The organism is Mesonia maritima, assembly GCF_042433895.1.
Classification (GTDB): Bacteria; Bacteroidota; Bacteroidia; order Flavobacteriales; family Flavobacteriaceae; genus Mesonia; species Mesonia maritima.
This window is the reverse complement of record NZ_JBHLUA010000012.1, coordinates 289,838-310,277: the sequence shown is the minus strand read 5'-3', so window position 1 is coordinate 310,277 and position 20,440 is coordinate 289,838. Positions and strand designations below refer to the sequence as shown.

The 20,440-nt window shown below is 39.9% G+C and carries 23 protein-coding genes; all 23 read right to left on the bottom strand.

From position 1 onward, the window contains the following. Positions 1 to 144: 144 nt before the first annotated feature. Positions 145 to 993: an RteC domain-containing protein gene (locus ACFFGL_RS08175; RefSeq protein ID WP_309726915.1), complete on the bottom strand. Its 849-nt coding sequence runs from the start codon at positions 991 to 993 to the stop codon at positions 145 to 147. Positions 994 to 1,163: 170 nt separating this feature from the next. Beyond that, positions 1,164 to 2,087, bottom strand: a complete 924-nt coding sequence (locus tag ACFFGL_RS08170) for a LuxR C-terminal-related transcriptional regulator (protein WP_309726916.1) — start codon at positions 2,085 to 2,087, stop codon at positions 1,164 to 1,166. A gap of 8 nt (positions 2,088 to 2,095) precedes the next feature. Then, a complete protein-coding gene (locus ACFFGL_RS08165) occupies positions 2,096 to 2,575 on the bottom strand; it encodes an asparaginase domain-containing protein (RefSeq protein ID WP_228249748.1) in 480 nt (159 codons plus the stop codon). Between the two features lie 35 nt (positions 2,576 to 2,610). Next, on the bottom strand, positions 2,611 to 2,778 hold the full coding sequence (locus ACFFGL_RS08160; RefSeq protein WP_228249747.1) for a hypothetical protein: 168 nt from the start codon (positions 2,776 to 2,778) through the stop codon (positions 2,611 to 2,613). A 271-nt stretch (positions 2,779 to 3,049) separates the two neighbouring features. Then, on the bottom strand, positions 3,050 to 3,868 hold the full coding sequence (locus tag ACFFGL_RS08155; protein ID WP_228249746.1) for a universal stress protein: 819 nt from the start codon (positions 3,866 to 3,868) through the stop codon (positions 3,050 to 3,052). A 55-nt stretch (positions 3,869 to 3,923) separates the two neighbouring features. After that, positions 3,924 to 4,280 carry a SpoIIAA family protein gene (locus ACFFGL_RS08150; RefSeq protein ID WP_228249745.1) on the bottom strand — a complete coding sequence of 119 codons (357 nt, stop codon included), beginning with the start codon at positions 4,278 to 4,280 and terminating at the stop codon, positions 3,924 to 3,926. Positions 4,281 to 4,302: 22 nt separating this feature from the next. Then, positions 4,303 to 4,479, bottom strand: a complete 177-nt coding sequence (locus ACFFGL_RS08145; RefSeq protein WP_228249744.1) for a hypothetical protein — start codon at positions 4,477 to 4,479, stop codon at positions 4,303 to 4,305. Positions 4,480 to 4,488: 9 nt separating this feature from the next. Then, entirely contained in the window at positions 4,489 to 5,805 is a 1,317-nt protein-coding gene (locus tag ACFFGL_RS08140) for an APC family permease (protein ID WP_228249743.1), read from the bottom strand. A 3-nt stretch (positions 5,806 to 5,808) separates the two neighbouring features. Beyond that, entirely contained in the window at positions 5,809 to 5,988 is a 180-nt protein-coding gene (locus ACFFGL_RS08135) for a hypothetical protein (protein ID WP_228249742.1), read from the bottom strand. A 3-nt stretch (positions 5,989 to 5,991) separates the two neighbouring features. Beyond that, a complete protein-coding gene (locus ACFFGL_RS08130) occupies positions 5,992 to 6,990 on the bottom strand; it encodes a sodium:calcium antiporter (protein WP_228249741.1) in 999 nt (332 codons plus the stop codon). Positions 6,991 to 7,044: 54 nt separating this feature from the next. After that, positions 7,045 to 7,674, bottom strand: a complete 630-nt coding sequence (locus tag ACFFGL_RS08125) for a lipoprotein signal peptidase (protein ID WP_317206070.1) — start codon at positions 7,672 to 7,674, stop codon at positions 7,045 to 7,047. Between the two features lie 43 nt (positions 7,675 to 7,717). Then, on the bottom strand, positions 7,718 to 8,509 hold the full coding sequence (locus tag ACFFGL_RS08120; RefSeq protein WP_228249740.1) for a cation transporter: 792 nt from the start codon (positions 8,507 to 8,509) through the stop codon (positions 7,718 to 7,720). 78 nt (positions 8,510 to 8,587) lie between these two features. Continuing rightward, positions 8,588 to 9,976 (bottom strand): Na+/H+ antiporter NhaA, encoded by a 1,389-nt coding sequence (gene nhaA, locus ACFFGL_RS08115; RefSeq protein WP_228249739.1) that lies wholly within the window; start codon positions 9,974 to 9,976, stop codon positions 8,588 to 8,590. A 39-nt stretch (positions 9,977 to 10,015) separates the two neighbouring features. Next, positions 10,016 to 11,419 (bottom strand): dihydrolipoyl dehydrogenase, encoded by a 1,404-nt coding sequence (lpdA, locus tag ACFFGL_RS08110; protein ID WP_228249738.1) that lies wholly within the window; start codon positions 11,417 to 11,419, stop codon positions 10,016 to 10,018. 170 nt (positions 11,420 to 11,589) lie between these two features. Beyond that, complete coding sequence (locus ACFFGL_RS08105; RefSeq protein ID WP_013073449.1) at positions 11,590 to 12,168, bottom strand: DUF305 domain-containing protein; 579 nt, start codon at positions 12,166 to 12,168, stop codon at positions 11,590 to 11,592. A gap of 179 nt (positions 12,169 to 12,347) precedes the next feature. Then, positions 12,348 to 12,995 (bottom strand): DUF2231 domain-containing protein, encoded by a 648-nt coding sequence (locus ACFFGL_RS08100; protein WP_228249737.1) that lies wholly within the window; start codon positions 12,993 to 12,995, stop codon positions 12,348 to 12,350. A 195-nt stretch (positions 12,996 to 13,190) separates the two neighbouring features. After that, positions 13,191 to 15,620: a multicopper oxidase domain-containing protein gene (locus ACFFGL_RS08095; protein ID WP_228249736.1), complete on the bottom strand. Its 2,430-nt coding sequence runs from the start codon at positions 15,618 to 15,620 to the stop codon at positions 13,191 to 13,193. Positions 15,621 to 15,754: 134 nt separating this feature from the next. Continuing rightward, positions 15,755 to 17,743: a heavy metal translocating P-type ATPase gene (locus ACFFGL_RS08090; RefSeq protein WP_228249804.1), complete on the bottom strand. Its 1,989-nt coding sequence runs from the start codon at positions 17,741 to 17,743 to the stop codon at positions 15,755 to 15,757. A gap of 22 nt (positions 17,744 to 17,765) precedes the next feature. Next, positions 17,766 to 18,125: a SpoIIAA family protein gene (locus ACFFGL_RS08085; protein ID WP_228249735.1), complete on the bottom strand. Its 360-nt coding sequence runs from the start codon at positions 18,123 to 18,125 to the stop codon at positions 17,766 to 17,768. Positions 18,126 to 18,260: 135 nt separating this feature from the next. Next, positions 18,261 to 18,701 (bottom strand): MgtC/SapB family protein, encoded by a 441-nt coding sequence (locus tag ACFFGL_RS08080; RefSeq protein WP_228249734.1) that lies wholly within the window; start codon positions 18,699 to 18,701, stop codon positions 18,261 to 18,263. Position 18,702: 1 nt separating this feature from the next. After that, complete coding sequence (locus tag ACFFGL_RS08075) at positions 18,703 to 19,593, bottom strand: bestrophin family protein (RefSeq protein WP_013073455.1); 891 nt, start codon at positions 19,591 to 19,593, stop codon at positions 18,703 to 18,705. Between the two features lie 17 nt (positions 19,594 to 19,610). Then, positions 19,611 to 20,153, bottom strand: coding sequence for a hypothetical protein (locus ACFFGL_RS08070; RefSeq protein WP_013073456.1), 543 nt, complete (start codon positions 20,151 to 20,153; stop codon positions 19,611 to 19,613). After that, entirely contained in the window at positions 20,154 to 20,429 is a 276-nt protein-coding gene (locus ACFFGL_RS08065; protein WP_041579171.1) for a zinc ribbon domain-containing protein, read from the bottom strand. Positions 20,430 to 20,440: the final 11 nt, after the last annotated feature.

Below are 20,440 nucleotides of genomic sequence, written 5' to 3'. Positions count from 1 at the left end.
AATTTTAATGCGTTTTGATTGGTTTTGAACCTTATATTAAGGTGTAGGTGATTGAAAATACCAACAAATTAAATGAGGCCAGCGAAGAAATAGGATTTCGGTATATAAACCGTAGTACGGTCTTTTTTTAACATTTTTTGAGGATTATTCTTCACTTTTGTTCATTTCAGAAATCAAGGAGGTACTGAGTAAATCCAGAAATAAAGTCCTACTATTTTTTCTGTTTTTTATATCCTGATAGGTTTTGTAGATTTTCTCAGATAGTTTAATGTCGAATATATTCTGAAGCGTATTAGACAATTTGATAATGCTCAAATCATTTTGTTTTGTAATTCCGGCAGCACTTAAAGCATATACAAATTCCACCCAATCTGTATTGGTAAATGGCCAGGGAATTTTTTTGGAGGATACGGTTTTAACATTCTCTCCTTTACAATTATTCTTAAGATTATATAATCTTTCATTCAGATAAAATATTAACAAATTGTAAGCTTTAAATTTTCCTAAAAGCATATCCCTGGGAGTGCAAAACTCAGGATCTTGAAAATAGAATTTCGATGTCGTTATATGGTAGCTGGCCAAATAATCCCGGGTGTAATATTCCTTATCAAAATGGGTCGCTTTTGAATTTACATACTGACCGAAATCTATATTGTATAGAAAGAATCGGTTTAATTTGCTAATTTTCTTTTTTAAAAATTTAAGTTGGGCTTTTTTATCGGCTTTCGGAAACTGTATTTCCAAAGAATGGATTTCTGAAAAATAAATGAGTTGTATCAGCGGGACTTGCTTTATGTTTTTAAAGAAGTCTATTTCTTGCTCTAAGGAATCAAAGTCATTTTCAATGATTTCTTTTTTAAACGAACTAAGTAGATTACGACATATTTCAATAGAACAAAAAGCCCGTTTTAAAATATTATTATTTTTGAGCTTGATTTCGTTCAGTTCTTCCATTAATATGGCTGCTTGTACCTGTAGATCCATCACCATCATTTTAAAGGTTATTTTTAAATTTTTAGGGAACAGTAACCTTTAAATATAAATTTATAACAATTATTTACTAGTAGATTAGTACGTATTTACCTACGAAAAATCCGTATTTTTCTACGGGAATCTGTAAAACTCCCGCATTTTCAAGGATATGAAATGCTACTATCTTATGTCTAATTTTTGAATTTTTTTCGAAAACGAGTTAAAAATTGACGTTTGTTCTTCACTCCCGTTTTCTTGAAGATATTTGAAGCGTGTTTAGATACGGTGCTTTCAGCAATGAATAAATCTTTTGCGATTTCTTTGTAAGTCAAGTTGCTTAAAATGGATAAAGAGACTTCTATTTCACGTCTTGTTAAGTTTTGATAGACGATTCCATTTTTTATTAGATGGTCATTTTGTTTTTCGTTCCAAGAAAAAATTTTATACATTTTAGTTTTATTTTCTAAAAAATAAAGGTGGCTATCTACTTTAATAGCAGTTACGCCATAAAAAGCAAGATTCATTGTGGTAAAAGTTAACCATTGATAATCACCAATAACGGTAAAAATTGGCAATAGTGCTATACAACTTACGCTTAGGACTGAAAATTTATTCCTTATAAGAAAAAAGCGGTTTGGATTTTCGAGGTTTGAAATTCTTTTATAAAAATACCAGAGAAATATAAAAGCCACTACAGATATAGGGATTGTAAAAAAGATGCGAGCCCAATATAGGGAATTGGTAAAAAAGTAAGGAATTAGAAACAATACAATAAAACTGGTACTTGCAAGAATTATCAGGTTTTGTATAGAAAAATGCATTCTAACAACAACAATATCATATTCTTTATACAAGTAATATATTAAATAAATACATAGGGTTATAGCTACACCATAGGTTATAATGTATTGCAGGATAAAGGGTCCTGGGAAATTTTCAAAGGGGAGGAATCCGCCAGTTGCGTTATAAGCTATAAAAAGCAATCCAAGCTTTAAGAACCTGAAATGATTACTTAAAATTTTTTTAGTTGAATGATGATAAAATATCAATAAAACTATAAACGTATCTATGAGCAAATAGAAAAAAGTGGTCCAATGTATAGAAGTGCCAAACATTTAATTATTCATTTTTTTAACATAAATTTGTTGGTTTCTATATTTTTAGTAACATTATTCCCAGGGAAAACAGTACCGTTCATAGCTACGTACACACCAGGCTTTAGAAGTTGTAAAGAGCTGATTGCAAAACCTAAATTGAAGGGGGCATCTGTATTTTTAAAGTGTCCCATAATAAATGAGCCTACGAGAACAATGGTTTTATCAAGTCCTTGTTTTCCAAGATAAGCTGCTGTTTCTTCCATCGTATAGGTTCCGTGGGTTATTAAAATATGATTGGAAGAAGAGGTCTTGATTTTTTCTAAGAGAACTTTCCTGTCTTCCTCTGTTATTGACCGACTATCTTTAGCAAATGCCTTTTCAATGATATATGGTGTCGAAACATTAGCGGAAGCAAGAAATTCCTTAATTACTATTTTACTTTGACTTATCTTATTTTCATAATCCAAGCCTTCAATAGTGCCTCCTGTCGTAAGAATGTGTATCATTTTATAAACTTTATTAGTTTGTAAATCCCCTCAACTCAATGCTTGTGAATATTCCCTTTCAGCACAAAAAAATAGAGCAGAAAGGCGGCAATCACCAAGAGAACAAGGGCAATAATGCCTTTTATTTTATCTTTTTTCGTTATTTTGTTCTTAGCTGGTTTTTGAGCTTTTTTCTTTCTTTTATTTCTTCTACTTTGAGACATCTTGTTTTACTATTTCCAATTCATTTTCTGTAAACGTATCGCGTTGAGGATGGCCAAAAAGGCTACGCCGACATCGGCAAAGACGGCTTCCTGCCTTATTGACATCCATGGACTCCTAAGTATAATACCGCTTTCAACTGCGAATGGCAGGGCGTATTGGTGCAAAAAGTTTCTTTGCTTTTCTAAAGAAATGTCCTTTCAGAAATTTATTTTTGTAGAAAATAAAATTTCAAGGAACAAATAGTGCAAATCATTAATTTGAACTCTATACTTATTTTAAAATTAGTACAGGCACTTCTGATTTGAAAATCATTTTTCTTCTCAAACCAAGTTCAGTAAGTTGTTCTATAAAATTATGTTCCCTGTATAATAGAGCCAAAATATCAATAGCGTTTTCATTTAGAAAATTGGTAATATTCTCTTCAGCTTTCCCTTCGGAAAAAAGGTGAACAGAAATATCTTTCAGATTAAAATTCTCCACATAATGATCCCTGATTTCCTGCTCATTAATATCTTCATCACTCTCTGAAAAATGGAAAATAAAAAGGCTGGCATTAAATGCCCTTAAAAGATCAATAAGAACATTTAATTTACTATCAGGTCTGAGATTATCTGAATCCAAGGCCAAACAAATTCTTTTTATACTAAAGGTTTCTAAATGTTCAGACACAACCAGTACAGGGCAGGAAACATCCTTACTTATTTTCTCACTGGTGGTTCCTGCAACGTAACCTTCTACAGTACCTGCTCCTTCTGTGCCCATAATTATTAGATTTACTTTTTCTTCTATTGCTAATTGTAAAATTATATCAGAAGTTATTCCAGAGGCTATAATACTTTTGTAATTTATTGTGGCAAGACGTGGAAAATTTTCGAGGAATTCAAGCATTTTCTCTTTGTATAATTCCTGGTAAGAACCAAAATTGTCGGATACCGGATAGGCTATAGCGCCATATCCGGCATATTGATAGCCTTGAGAATAGGCATGTACAAAAATGATTTCTGAATTTAAAGATTCGGCCACTTTTGTAGCATACTCCACTCCAGTTTTTGAACTTTGACTAAAATCGATAGGAACTAATATTTTCATGGTTTTCTAATTTAAATTACATATTCAGTTTTTAAGTATTCATTTTAATAAAAAGTCATTTTTTAATCCACTCTTTGGCAATTTCTTTTTCTTCCAGATCGAAATATTTTATTTCTGCATTCGTAAATGGTTTCATAAATTGGGTTATCCAATCCTGCCATTTTTTATTCCCAACCATCGCAATTTTTTCATAATCTTTTGCGTGGGCTGTATCCATTTTCAGGTCTTCCCATAATCCAGGAAAATCCCAACCTGTAAATTCCTCCATCTCAAAATACCAACGAACCTTCATTCCCTTGTCCAATATGGCGTGGATAAGTGGATGGATTTTTTCTATATCTTTTTTATCCAACTTACCCGAAGCTTTTGTGGCAACAATATTTTTTCCTTGTAACTCGATTATTTGTAACATTTTATATAGTTTAAATTAATTATTAACCTCCTAAATCGTAAAACCATTCTTCAGCCTTCACAATAGCCTCTGTAATAGCTTTTTCCTTTGAATAATTTTTCTCCTCAACTAATTTCTTGGCAATTTCCAGGGCTTTTTTCTTAACCTGTGGGTTGAGGGAATCCAGATCATTTTTGAAATCGTCAAACATCCAGTCCATAATACTCGATTAATGGTTAAACAATTCCTTTTCTTTTTCGGGGTCTATCTCTTTTTTTTCCCTTTTATCCAAAAAATAATCCAATATAATACCCACTACAATGGCTCCCGCAAAAGCAGCATAAACCTGCCAATTAAATTGTATGACCAAAGAGAGGCTAATAAGTATTGCCAAAATTGGCAATATTGGCACTTTCCCAACAGATAAAGGAACTTTAAAGGGCCTGTCTTTATCTGGTGCTTTGAAACGCAATACGATAAGGGCAATGTTCACGGCGACAAAAACAAGCAACGCACCCAATGACGACATTCCTGCTACGATTTTAATATCCCCCAACAACATAAATCCTGCAACTGCCGCCATAACCACAATGGTAGTAACCCAGGGTACTTTCTGTGCATTGGTTTTGGTCATTACTTTTGGAAGTTCACCCACGCTTGCCATTCCAAACAGCAACCTGCTGATGGAAATAATACCGCTAAAGGCGGCATTTGCCGTGGCAAAAAGTGCTGCGACCGCCAAGGCAACAGGCAACCAACTGTTGAGATTGGATGCCGCAAGCGACAGTGGCGAATCTATTTTTGCCAGTTCTGACGGGTCGGCAATGTTTAGAACCGTAAAAGCTATGAGCAGATAGATAACGGTGGTAAACACCATTGTCAATAGAAAGGCGCGCGGAATGGTCTTACCAGGGTTTTTCACTTCCGAACCTAATGCTGCCATATGTTCAAAACCTGTATAGACAAAAAACAAGGTTGCTGTTGCCGCCAAAGTTCCGGAAAAGGATTCCACCTTGAAAAACGCTGCCTTAGGCGGTCCTGTTTCGGCAAGCCCGACCGCGATGAGAATAAACAATCCCAACAGCTGTATGCTAACCATAATGATATTGGCGGTGGATGATTTCTTGATGCCTGTAATGCTTATCAACGAAAGCACTATCAGAACGCCGTAACTTATCAATAAGGAAGGTACACTAAAAAAAGTGTTGAAATATCCTGAAAAGGCCAGCAATACAGCGGCTATCGTGGCAGAACTGTGAAAGGCAATCGTCCAGCCTGTGAGAAAGGACGGTATGTCTATCTTTGGAAATGCTTTGCGTACAAAAATGAATTCAGCACCTGCATTGGGATAGGTGGAGGATAATTCTGCGTAGGAAAGTGCTGAAAAACTGGCGGCCACCGCAGCCAAAATAAAACTCAACCATAAGTCATAACCGGCCTGGCCGGCCGCAGCACCTATTACTGTGTAGATCCCTGCACCTACAATGGTACCCACACCGTAAAAGGTTAGGCGAAGCGTACCCAATGATTTTTTTAATTCTGCCATATATTATTTATTTAAGTTTCTCATTTCCATCTCTGCTTTTACAATGCTGCGTTCAAGGGCTTCCTCCCTGGAAAATTGGTTTATTGTATAGTATTTTTCAGCATACTTTACGGCCAATTTGCGGATGTTTTCATCCAGCATGTTCAGCCTCATCGAGTAATCTTTAAAAAGTTCCTTTTTCATCTATCAAAAAAGTTTCAACACGAAAAAAACCATTACCAGTAAATAAGCGATATATGCAGCGTCAAACACAAAAATCTGCCACTTTGCGAAACCGTGCAGTTCATTGCTTTGATGCACAAAAAGTGTGTAAAGCAGCGGCATAAGCCCGACAAAGGCCAGGTTGACCCAGAACAGTTCAAAGTCATCAATGGGGGTGATTACCAGCGCCAGCGGAAAAAATGCCAGCGTCATCGTCACGGCATTGTCTGCAATAACACTGGTGGTGCCCGCTGTAACCTCACCTCCCTTTACCACGCTCCAGGTCTTGAATATTTCCGGGGCGGTGGTCATTAAGCCCGTGATAAAAAGGCCGCCCACGATTTCAGAAATATTTAGGGCAGAAACGATATTTTCGGTCGCCTTCACTATGAAAAAAGCGCCAACTGCTATGGCCAAGGCCCCGGCAATCGATAACCAGACCTGTTTTTTGTTCCATTCTACTTTTTTGCCCTTTTCCTTGCCTTTTACTATGGCGTGGGCCAGGAATGCAATATATGCACCCAGCATAATCCACCCGTCTATTGGTTGTAGCCCGCGCCAGGGCTTTGGCAAGGTCAAAATGGCCACAAGGGCGATAATGCCCAGATAGGGAAGGGAGAGCACAGAAACCGATCGTTTGTTCAATGCCAGAACGTTTTTATCAAGATGCTCTTGATGTTCCTTGTTGTTCTTGAACTGTTTCCTTGAAGCAAAATAAGCTATGGTCACCATCAAGGGAATGGAAATAATATTGGAACCCAACAAATTGCCCAGGCCAATATTGGAAACGTCCCGTGCCGCACTGGTAATGTTAATGGCAACTTCAGGGCTTGCCGTGACAATGGCAAGGAATGCAGCACCTGCAGAAGCGGTAAGTCCCCATTGTTTACGGAGCAACTTTAAAGGGGTCAACAATTGATCTGCACCCCAGTGTGCTGCCCAGGCCGCTAATCCCAATATTATTACCCAAAGCCAGACATTCATTGTATATCGTTGTTTAAAATTATTCTGTTAGTATTAGTATATTCCAAATGTTTACTATTCGAGTTTTTTTGTCTTGTGATATTTTTTATGAAAAATCAAGAGTAAAAGAACTCCCGTACTGATCCAAACATCCGCTGTATTGAATACAGGGTCGAAAAACGTAAAATGTTCCCCGCCCCAAAATGGCAACCATTCCGGAAGCCTGGTGTCTATAATCGGAAAGAACCACATATCGACCACATTACCGTTTAAAAATCCCGAATAACCACCGCCCGACGGGAATATTTCCGCAATATTTTGAAGTGCCGGGTCACTTTTTTCAAAAATCATCCCGTAGAAAGCTCCATCAATCAAATTGCCCAGCGCACCTGCGTATATAAATGCTGCACTGATTAAAAAAAACTTGGCATATCCCTTCTTAATCATCTTATTGATATAAAAGGTTCCCCATATGATTGCTGCCAACCGGAATAAAATTAAAACAACTTTGGCCAGATAACCATCGCCAAACTTGAATCCCCAGGCCATCCCGGAGTTTTCCAAAAAATGTAACCGAAACCAATCCTGGCCAAACACATAATATTCCTCTCCATAATAAAAATTAGTCTTCACATATATTTTTATTGTCTGGTCTATGGCCAACAATAGTAAAATCAGCAGGATTATAGTTCTTTTCTTCATCATTAGTTTGTTGCCATTCGATACTTTTTGATGTTGTACATTCAAATTATTTCGACAATTTTAAAATTCTAATGCCCCCCCGCATCACAAAGGCAAACACAATACCGCCAATGACCAAATCGGGCCATTTACTGTCTAAAAAATAAACCAGCACCCCTGCCAGTATTACCCCGCCGTTCACAATAATGTCGTTTGAGGTAAAGATGGCACTTGCCTGCATATGCGCTTCCTTGCTTTTGGCCTTGTTTATGAGCCATAGGGAAACGAGGTTGCCGATAAGGGCGAAAATGGAAACGATGATCATCCATTGGAACAAAGGGGTTTCGCTACTGCTCAAAAACCTTCTCACGACTTCCGAAAATCCCAGAAGGGCCAACGCCATCTGAAAATAGCCGCTGAATTTCGCCACTTTCTTTTTTCGGGAAATAGCGCCGCCTACGGCAAAAAGGCTCAATGCATATACAATGGAATCGGCCAGCATATCCAGTGAATCGGCAATAAGACCCATCGAGGAAGAAATCCAACCCGTGGTCATTTCGATAACAAAAAAACCAAAATTGATGTACAAAACCCACCAGAGTATCTTCTTTTGTTTGGTCTCGTCTTCGGCAATAGGCGTTTCCGCCTTTTCTGTTCCCAAAAGTTTTTCCCCCAGCTTTAATGCACCCAATTCCACGTTTATTTCTTGGGCATTCCCCTGATGGTACACATCTAATTTCCTATTCGGAATGTCAAAGTCCAGATATTTTATTTGAGGGTTTGACTCCAGTTTCATCCGTATCATCTGCTCTTCCGAGGGACAGTCCATTTTACTTATTATAAAAGTACTTTTTTTCATCTGTTCATTTATATTTCTTTTTAAGGTAGATGTAATTCATCAATGACCATCCCGGTGGGTGTCAAAAAAAATTATTGATCAACTCATATTTCCTCCTTTACCAGTCTTTTCCAGAATTTTGGCATTTTTATTATTTTCTTTTGTTTGTGAGGTTAACAATAAAATAAGTACACCAATTAAGCCGGCAATAAAGGAAGCGATCAAAATGCTTATTTTTGAAACCTTTACCATATCTGGGCTAGAAAAAGCCAGGTTGGTTATGAATAGGGACATGGTAAAACCAATTCCCGCAATCATTCCAACACCAATGATATGTTTCCATTTTAAAGAACTATGAATGGCCGAAACACCTGCCTTCTGTCCAAGCCAGGTAAAAAGACTAATCCCGGCTACTTTTCCTACAGCAAGACCTATGATTATACCTAATCCGAGAGAGCTGGAAACCACCTCGAAAAAACTCACATCTAATTTCACTCCTGCGTTGGCAATCGCAAAAATTGGAATGATAAAAAAGGCATTGAAATCGATAAGGGCATTTTCTAATTTTAGTAAAGGTGGCCTTGAATTTTCCGTGTCAATTTTAATCGCTTTTAGAATTTTACGCTGTTTCATATCTTGAAGAGGATTTTTGGTTTTGAAATTTGTTTCCTCCATTTGAGCCAGGTTATGGGTAGTCCTTTCCTTAAGGTATTTACTATCCAGTTTAGGTTTCACAGGAATAGTAATAGCAAAGAGCACCCCTGCTATGGTAGGATGGACTCCTGAATTAAGGAAAAAGTACCATAAAAGAATTCCACCAATAATATACCATAAAAGGTTTTTTATCCCTACTTTGTTTAAGACCAGTAGTAAAATAAATATCCCCAGGCCACCACTCAGAAAAAACCAGCTTATTTCATTGCTATAGAAAAGAGCTATCACGAGAATGGCACCTAAATCATCTGCTATCGCCAATGCTACCAAAAAAATTTTTAGTTGTGAAGGGATTTTTTTTCCCAATAGTCCAATGATCCCAAGAGAATAAGCTATATCTGTGGCCATAGGTACGCCCCAACCCTTTATATAATCTGTTCCTGAATTCAAACTCGCAAATATCAGTGCAGGGACTATCATACCACCTAATGCTGCCAGCAATGGGGATGATGCTTTTTTAAAGGAAGACAATTCTCCTACCAGGATTTCTCTTTTTAACTCAAGTCCGGCCACTAGAAAGAAAATGGCCATCAGGCCGTCGTTTATCCATTCTTCAATAGTTAGCCCAAAACTAAAATGTTCTGATAACTCAATAAGGATCTCATCTTTTAGGTAATGATGATACATACCTGACCATTCGGAGTTTCCCAAAATAAGTGCGACGATAGTGGCAATAATCAATAAGATTCCCCCTGCCGTTTCCCTATCGAGAAATTTTTTAGCCGTTTCCCTGATATAAGCCAGTGTAGACTGGCTTTTTGCGGATTGATACATAATTACTGTGTTTTATTTGCCAATTCCATTTTTAAAAATCTATATATGCAACGCCCTGTCTTCGGTAGCGGCCAAGCAGGCTTCCTTAAAGGTTTCTGAAAATGTGGGGTGTCCGTGGGACATCCGTGCAATATCTTCTGCCGCTGCCCTGAATTCCATCGCCACGACAGCTTCCGTATAACTATCGGCTATGCGCGGACCTATCATATGAACGCCCAAAATCTCATCGGTTTCCTTGTCTGCAATCACTTTTATAAAGCCATCGGTGTCCATACTTATCTTGGCCCGTGCATTGGCCTTAAAGGGAAACGAGCCCGTTTTTATTGCTCTTCCTGCTTCTTTAAGTTCCTCTTCGGTAAGTCCCACACCGGCTACTTCGGGCTGTGTATAGACAATGTTTGGTATGAGGGAATAATTGATATGCGGCTTTTGTCCTGCAATGCGTTCGGCCACAAAAACACCTTCTTCACTGGCCTTATGGGCGAGCATCGCCCCTCGGACTACATCTCCAATGGCATAGACCCCTTTTACATTGGTCTCCAGGTTATCATCAACTTTTATTTGTCCTTTTTCGTTGGTTTCCACTCTCAGGTTTTCAAGGCCCAAGCCTGATGTAAAAGGTTTTCTTCCGATGGCCATCAGGCAATAGTCTCCTTCCAACTGCATTTCCTTGTCGTCTTTCCTGTTCTGTGCCGTAAGGGTTACCTTATCTTCTGCTGCCACAGCCTTTGTGACCTTGTGTTCCAGATAGAACTCGATATCTTGTTTTCTTAGGGACCTGTACAATTGGTGCCCTACGGATTTGTCCATTGAATAAATAAGCCCATCAAAATACTCTACGATGGAAACCTTTGAACCCAACCTGGCGAAAACCGAACCTATCTCGACCCCAATGACACCACCTCCAACGACCATCAAGTGTTTGGGGATTTCTTTAAGGGCAAGGGCTTCCGTAGAGGAAATAATCCTTTTCTTATCTATTTCTATGTTTGGCAAGGATGCAGGTTTTGAACCGGTGGCGATGACCATCTTATCGGTTTCTATGGTTTGTGTTTTGTCCTCGCCCTTAATTTCAATGGTGTTTTTGTCCTTGATGCTTCCGTGGCCTTCATAAACGGTAACCTTGTTCTTTTTCATCAGGTAGGCTACCCCGTTGATGATTTCCCCCACGACGTCCTGAACCCTTTGGTTCATTTTTATAATATCCACATTCGCTTCCTTGACATCAATACCGAAATCCTCGAATTGGTGTTTGAGCTTGTGGTAATGTTCCGAGGCTTCCAGCCAGGCTTTTGAAGGGATGCAACCCACGTTAAGGCAAGTGCCGCCAAGGGTGCTGTACCTTTCGATTATGGCCACTTTAAAGCCCAGTTGTGCAGCACGTATGGCACACACATAGCCACCCGGACCGGAACCAATAATTGTTAAATCATATTTATCCATTTTTCTGTTTTTTTAAGATCAAATCTTTCCAGCTTCACTCGAATTATTTGCCTTTCTGAAGGGCAGTCTATTTTGATTATTTTCAATATATTTTTTTCAATTTTCCAATTCTTTATACGCCAACAACTTCGCCACCTTGAAGGTAACAACCAATGGAGGGCCTTCGTGCGTTATTCGTATAGATTTTGCGTTTCTTCATCAAGCAAACCTTCAAACTCGGGCACAGGCCTTTTTTTCCTTTCATCTTCTGTTTCTACTACACCATTTTCTCTAATGTCATTGATCAACCACTGCATTTCCATTATTTCCCTGCGTTGGGCTTTGATAATTTCATCAGCCAGTTTCCTTACCCGTATATCCTTAATCTGGGCACGCTCACTTGTAAGAATAGCTATGGAGTGATGCGGAATCATACCTTCCATATAATCAACACCTGTAACAGTAATCTGGCTTCTCACCAGTCCAATGCCCCCGGCAATGAGCAAAATACCCAACGAAATGACGGCGATATTGGCACTACGCTTCTTGTACATATTGAGCATAAACAACAGCATGATGATAATCATGGAACCGGCCATGACCAGCGTCATAAAAAGCCTTGTTTCACTGAACCAGAAATGATCAATGATCTGGTAAGAGTTGGTATACATCAAGAAGAACATTGCTACCATGGCGGTTGCAATCATTGCAAAAAATTTTGCGTAATTTCCTTTTTTCATTTCTTTGTGATTATTTTCTTTTGAGTTCATTTGTTTTTGATTTTTTAATAGGTTTGTACTAATCGTTGACCATTTGGATAATTTGGGACAGCAAGGAATCGGAACCTACCCAAAGTCTACCACAGCAGTGGGTGCTGAGTGGTTACGGCGTCTAATGCCAAAACCAATATGGGCCTCGTGATAATAAATCCTTTTTTCATCCTTTAATTTTAATGTGAATGTTCACTGCTTTCCTTTTGGCCTTCTTCAGTTTCACTACCTAAGTATTTTCCTTGTGGGCCCACACCTTCAATATATACCAGTTGTGAGCCGTAGTGACCCGCCTGGGATACGGAATAGGCCGAAAATGCCATCACCAGCAACACGGCAATCTCGAAACCGCGTCTTAGTTTAAACCAAAACAGGCTTACCAATTTCATTACCGCCGCGACGGCACTTGACCACACGGTCCAGCTGGCATATTTATCGTGTTCTTCCAGTACTTTTTTGGCCATTTCGGTAAGTCCCTCGGTATCAGGATGAACCAAAGTGCCTGCTACATAGGCCCCTATAAATCCAGATCCCACTATTAACAGGATGACCCAATCCATAGTGTGTTTCATAACGAATAGTTGGATCAATTGCAAAATGGCGGCGAACAATAAAAGCACAATGGGAAAATGAACCACCATAGGGTGCAAATTTGGAAATTCATCAAAGTCTGCCTGTACATTCCCTGACTGCATGGCTACAGATGGGACGGTCATTAGTTCGGTGTCATCAACGTTACTGGACTCTAGACCTATAGCATAGGAAGGGGCTACAAACGCGATCACGGCAATTATTGCCAATCTTAAAAAAATGTTCCTAATGTTCATAATTATAGTTTTAATTAATTTCCGTTCAGTTCTTATAGTACAGATAAGTACGGCTGTAATCATGGCATACAGGACAAGATGGAATCCTTTCTTTGGTGCCTTTGTCTTGGGTTTTGTTTGAACCTGTTTTGCAAAAGTCTTTCATCGACTTTCATTTTTATAGATTTTGAGTTATTGATTAATTAATAATTGGTCTTAAAATCTTAATGATAGCCCACCTCCCGCACCAAAGCGGTTATCATAACTGCCCATTAGCGAAAAATTCTTGGATAAGAAATATTCTATACCGGTACTCCAGGTAATTTCTTTTTTAAAATTATCCCCTTGTGGCAACTCATCCACCCATCCAAAATCTGCCTGGTACTCGTAGGTTCCAAACAAGATGGTCCTTGGGAAGATCGATATGGCACGACTCAAACTTATCTGTGGCCGCAACTTACTGTCCATGCGAACATCAAGGGTAAAGAGGTAAGGGGTGAGGTACCGAATCCCGGCAATGGCAGTAGTTGTTATCTCCTCAAGGCTATCCTCCATTCCATTTTCAATATTCACACCACCAAAAACGGTCAAATAATCATATAGATACCTGTCATAAGCCGCTTCTACTTCCATATTTTTGTTCCAGCCGTATTCGGCCCTCAGGGAAAACTGGTTGCGTATGTTTGAACTTACCAGGTTCAATGCGGTCATATTGGAAGCGGCATCCACCATACCCCAAGAGTAGTACTGGTCGGTCTCATCAATAAGTTTGGACACAGGATATTCTTCCAACCTAGGGTCACGTGGCGTACCATAGCTTACTATGCGGGACATACCGCCTACCAGATGGTATAGAATATGGCAATGGAAAAACCAGTCGCCGTATTCATTGCCATAGAATTCAATGGTTACCTTTTGCATAGGGGGTACATTCACCGTGTGTTTTAAGGGGGAATATTCCCCGTTCTCGTTGATGACCCTAAAGAAATGTCCATGCAAATGCATAGGGTGGTGCATCATGGTGAGATTATTGAAGGTAATCCGGGTTACCTCGTCCCCCTTTATCTTTATCTTGTCCGCTTCGGAAAGGGGTACACCGTTCATACTCCAGACATACCGTTGCATATTCCCTGTAAGGTTCAATAGAATTTCTGTTACGGGCACATCGGGATCATAGTTGGTTTTTTCGGGGGCTTTCAAATAATCATAATTGTATTGTGAAAAAAGGCTCATTCCCTGCATATCTCCCGTTTCCCCCATTTTCATTCCACCCATATCAGCCATTTTCATGTCATCCATTCTAGTCTGTCCCTTCCTTTCAGGATCCTTTTCCATACCTGCCCGTCCGGCAGGCGGGTCCATTTTTGCCATTTTGGAATGGTCCATCTGCATGGAATCCTTTTTCATATTGGACTTCTCCCTGTTCATATTGCCCATACCTTCCGATCCGGCATTGGGCGCCATATCGTTCATCCCTTCCATCTGCATGGTACCGTCCATTTGCATTCCCCAATCCTCGGCCATTTTATAGGGATCTACCTTACCGGGCCTAAATTTTAATGCCGGGGCGCCCATTCTCATCTTCATCTTGGCCATTTGCTGCATCATCCCTATTTTATCCGGCTTGGGAACGTCTGCGGCAGCAACGATTGTGCCCTGGCCAAGATAGGCAGTTGCGGTACCGGAACCATCCTGGGCCATAATCTTGAATTCCAACTTGCCAGTTTCCGGTATGGTCACGATAAAATCGTAGGTTTCTGCAACCGCAATAAAGGTTTTGTTCTTTTCTACGGGAACCACATCCTTACCATCGGCTGAAACCAATAGTGGGTCTTCCCCACCAAAGGTCATCCAGAACGAAGTGGATGCAGAACCATCGATAATACGCAGACGTACTTTCTCTCCCGGTTTGAATTCAGGATATTCTACTTTTTGCTCCCCATTGATCAGAAACGCGGGGTAGTAAATGTCTGCTATATCTGCACTTTCCATACGCTGTCTCCAAAAATTAAATTGTGCGCCCAGAGCACCTCTTTTGATGACCTGGTTCAACGGTGTGGCCGTTCCCTTCCTGATGTTGTACCATTCCGTGCCCCGTTTTAAAAACCGCATTACGTCCCTAGGTTTCTCATTGGTCCAGTCTGAAAGCAGCAGTACCAGTTCCTTGTCATACTCCAAATCTGTTTTTTCCTTTGGTTGGATAACAATAGGGCCATAAACACCACTTTGTTCCTGAAGCATGGTATGGGAATGGTACCAGTAGGTGCCATTTTGCTTAATGGCGAATTCATATTTTAAGGTCTTGCCAGGTTCGATAGGTGGCGTGGACAGATAGGGAACGCCATCGTAGAAATTTGGCAACAGAAGGCCGTGCCAGTGTATCGATGATTCCACGCTCATCTCGTTCTTGACATAGATTACGGCGTATTCACCTTCATTAAATTCAAGTGTTGGTCCTGGTATCTGACCATTTATAGTCATTCCCATAACCTCCTTGCCCGCCTTGTTTACAGCTTCTTCCCGCAGTGTAAGGGTATATTCCCTTACGGGCAGGTTATCTACATTGCCTTCTACGGAAGGTTCGGTTTGTGCCTGTAACCCAACGGCAAATAAAAAGGCAAAATAGATAAATAGAGATGTTCTCATTGGTAAATTACTTTTACATTAAACTTTATTTATATGGTTCCTAATTTTCATAATATCCATCTAACCAATAATCAAATAATCTAGATTAACATTCAACCCGAATTTGTCAAAAAATATAGGCTTCTAAATCACTTTTATTTTTTATAAGCCAAAAGCCTTAATGCATTAAAAACCACTACCAACGTAGAGCCTTCGTGAACCGCAACGGCTATGCCGATACTTGCCCAACTCATTATGGTCGCAGGGATTAAAAAGGCAACTACCCCCAAACTTACCCATAAGTTTTGCCTGATGATCGCTTTTGCTTTTCTGCTCAAACCAATGGCAAAGGGAAGGGTTTCCAGTTTATCGGCCATCAGCGCTATATCTGCGGTCTCCAAGGCCACGTCGCTTCCCGCTGCACCCATTGCAATACCAACGGTACTGTTTGCCATTGCAGGCGCATCATTAACCCCATCACCTATCATTGCCAGTTTATTTTCCTGTTCAGCAAGTTTTTTGATGGCCTCCACTTTTTCTTCGGGAAGCAGGCTTCCGCGTGCTTCGGTCAAACCGATTTCCTCGGCTACAGCGTCGGCTACTTTCTGATTGTCGCCGGTAAGCATTATCATTTTCTTGATGCCTATTTCCTTTAGTTGGGCAAGGGTTTCCTTGGCTTTTTCCCGTGGCGTGTCCATCAGCCCGAGCATCCCTATAAATTCATCGCCCCTTTTTATTAGCATCGTGGTCTTTCCTTCCCCTTCAAGTGCTCTTACCTTTTCTGATACATCGCTGGGAACGCCTTTATCAATATCCTCAAAAAGCTCCAGGTTGCCTATGTAAATGGAATTCCCTTGATAGTTTGCCTTTATGCCCTTGCCCTGTACGGCCTCCAAATCATCGGCATCGGGAATTTTGGTGTCTTTCCCGAGCCGTTCCATTCCGTCACGTACAACAGCCTTTGCCAGGGGATGGTCGCTCAGTTCCTCAACAGCAATCGCGATTTCCAACAGTTCCTTTTTATCTATGTTGCCAAAACTTTCGACATCGGTAAGCTTTGGTTTTCCTTCGGTAAGTGTCCCCGTCTTGTCAAAAGCAAGAGCGGTAAGTACCCCTAAGTCTTCTAATGGGCGACCGCCTTTTATCAAAACCCCGCCACGCGCAGCCCTTGCAACGCCACTCAATACCGCAGAAGGTGTAGAGATGGCGAGCGCGCACGGACTGGCTGCCACAAGTACCGCCAGGGAACGGTACAGGCTTTCATTCCACGTTTCATCGATGACCAGAAAAGCAAAATTCAATAGTATGACCAATAAGATTACCGATGGCACGTAGTACCGCTCAAACTTATCGGTCAATAATTGTGTGGGCGATTTTTGGTCCTGAGCCTCCTGTACCATAGTGACCAAGCGGTTGAGGGTAGAATCTTTTGCCTCTTTAATCACCTTTATTTCGAGGGTATTGTTACCATTGATAGTCCCTGAAAATGCACGGTTCTCATCCGGGATATCGCTTTGTGAGGTATACTCCTTATCCGGATTTTCTATTGGTGTTTTATCCACTGGAACGCTTTCCCCGGTAATGGGTGACTGGTCTATACTACTATTGCCCTTTACAATAACACCATCGGCAGAAATCTTGCTGTTGGGGCGTACCACGATGATATCGCCCACCTGGAGCTCTTCAATCTCCACTTCAACAGTATCGCCATCCTTCTTTAGTAGGGCCGTTTTAGGGGCGAGGTCTGTTAAAGCCGCAATAGATTTTTGGGCTTTAGCCATTGCGTAATGTTCTAAGGCATGTCCCAAACTAAACAGGAACAGCAACAGTGCGCCTTCTGCCCATTCGCCCAAATAGGCCGCTCCTGCAGCTGCGACCAGCATCAGAAAATCGATTTCAAATTCGCCTTTGGACACTTTGGTAATGGCCTCCTTTAGGGTAAAAAAACCGCCAAAGAAATAAGCTGCCAGGTAAAGACCAAAAGAGATGTTATCTGAAACCCCTGTGAATTTTTCCAACAGGAATCCTGTAATTAATGTGGCCCCGCTTAAAATCGCAAAATAGAGTTCTGTGTTTTTTCCAAAAATTCCGCCGTGGTCATGATTGTGGCCATCATCTTTGCTGTGTTTGTCCTTTTCTTTCATATTATATTTAGTTTTATTATCGTTAATTAAGATTAATCCATTTTTTGGCTTGTACTTTCTCGGAAATATCAAAAAACTTAACTTCCGAATTGGTAAAAAAATCGGCCGCCTTAGCCGTCCCTTCCTGCCATTTTTTGTTGCCCACAAAGGCCATCTTACCGTAATCATCTAAGTGGGCCAAATCAATCTTTAGGTCTTCCCAAAAACCTTTAAGGTTATATCCTTCAAAATCTTCCATTTCAAAATAGAAATCCACTTTATGGCCTTTTTTTATAATGTTATGGATAAGCGGGTGCATCTTTTCCATATCCTTTTCTGTTAGTTTCCCGCTGATTTTAGCGGCAATAAGGTCCTCGTGTTCTAAGTTTATTACCTGTAACATATTTGTATATCTTTATTTTAAATCTATTTAAAATTTTTGCGCATGGTATATGCAACTAATATGCTTTACACGTCACACTAATTTCCTGATTTCAATTGAACTTATCTATTCATCTTAATTAATAATTCCTGCTTGTTACATCTTATTTCTTCCTTTACCGTACTTTGTTTTAAAAAATGGAAAATGATGCGAAACCAGCAATAGTATAATCAATAGTGTACTGGTTATCCCAATTAAGTACATCCCATATCCTATCGCAATGCCAACACCAGCACTGGCCCATATAGTAGCTGCTGTTGTCAACCCGGATATGGTATTTTTTGAACTGTCCCTAAAAATGATACCCGCTCCCAAAAAACCAATTCCAGAAACAATATTAGCGACAATCCTGGTTTGGTCTGCCACTTCAATATGCGTATTGATGATGGTTAATAGTGCAGCTCCCAAACAAACGGAAGCATAGGTTCTTATGCCAGCGTCGTGACCATGAATTTCACGGTCAAGCCCAATCAAGAAACCCAGCAACAAGGCAACCAATAATCTGGGAATTAGCGTTATTTCAGTTTGCAAATCCATATCATAAAACGTAATATGTTTCAGGTTTCTTTTTCTCGGGGATGTCCTCATCACCTGTCATCTGCTTTAAATTAATTTCTATAGTTTGAGCCAAATCGGTCATTGGTGTGTCCATTGGGTCGTTTTCAAAGGGATCCTGCATTAAAATCGAGGTCTTCTCAATGGCTATAAAGATGATAGGGATAGCGATGGTAAGCCCAATTTCCACAGATAGGTAATTATCAGACAGGCCGAATGGTAGCATTGTGGCAAATACATAAATGATAAGGTGGATTAACAGGCTATGCGCTTTGGGGAAAACCGTATTTTTGATCCTTTCGCATTTGCCCATTGAATCGCAGAGACGCGCAATAGTGCTATCAATTTGTACCTGTTGGAATTTATTGATCACCTTATCGTTAAGGGCTTCTGATAAGGCTTCAGAATGTTTTAATAGAATAGCATTAGGAACATTTTGATCATTAATGTCCTGAATTTTTAAAAAGCCAGCTACCTTAGGGGAAAAATCCACTTTCCTTAATGACTCACCCAGTGCATAGCACCACGTAATTTGTCGTAAAACTATTTCTTTAATCCTAAATTCATACTGACCATCCTGCCGGTCATAAAAGGTTATGCCCTGTCGTACCAAAGTACGGGAGTCGTTGACAATGGCGCCCCAAATAATACGGGCTTCCCACCAGCGTTCATAGGCTTGATTGGTTCTGAAACCTAACAGTAGCGCTACAGCAGTCCCGAAAACACCTGTAACGGCAATAGGGATCGAAATTTTACTCAGAAAACCAAATTGGTCCAAAACACCAATTGCTATAGCATAAAATACAATAAATAAAATATCATATTTAATATATTTAAGAAAGGACCAGATGGATATTCGTTTATTTAAGAGCATTTCATTTGATTATTAAATTACTGGTTGTCCAATTTCAAAACCATTTGGGCAAATTGTACCTCTATGGTGTCATCGATACCCTCTATTATGGAATCCAAACCAGTATTAGAAACCAATAATTGTCCAGTTGCACTTATAAGACACGACATACGTAAACCTTGTTCTATATGAGTGATGGTTGCTTTAAATTGTGATTTAAAGGCTTTTCCTTGATAAGTAACATCTATCAGCCAATTAAAGTTGATAGGGTCGTGCCGTTTTGACAAAAAATCAACAGAAGGCACCGTACCGGTAAACCGAAGCATCAAGGGGTCTTCCTGCCTTTCCAGCATTGCGCTGATTTCAGGGTTGTTGGTCGATAGCGTTTTAAGGTCGAGTACCCCACTGACCACTTTGGAATCATAGTCGAGATATAAGGCCAATTTATGACTTTCTGCCTTAATGGGTAAATTCTCAACCATTGCCATCATCTCAACGTGGCCTTCTTCGGTCCTGTAAATTTTTTGGGCGTTCGCTTTCAGAAAACCAAAAAACAGGATTATTAAAACATAGTATTTCATCTATTGTTTTATTTCAGTACCGCAATTAGGGCAAAATTTTGCCTCGACTGGCACACTCTCGTTACAGTTACTACACTTGGACTTGCCTAAAGGTGAACCGCACTTTTTACAAAAGGCTGCGCTCTCTTCATTTTTCTCACCACAGGCCGTGCAACGAATCATAACCTTTGCATCTGGATTATTTTCCCTATAATCATAACCGCGCTTATTATGATGCCCGCGGGAATGATGGCCTCCATATCCGGAGCCTCTAAATAAATGTTTTAAAAATCCCATATCAATATATT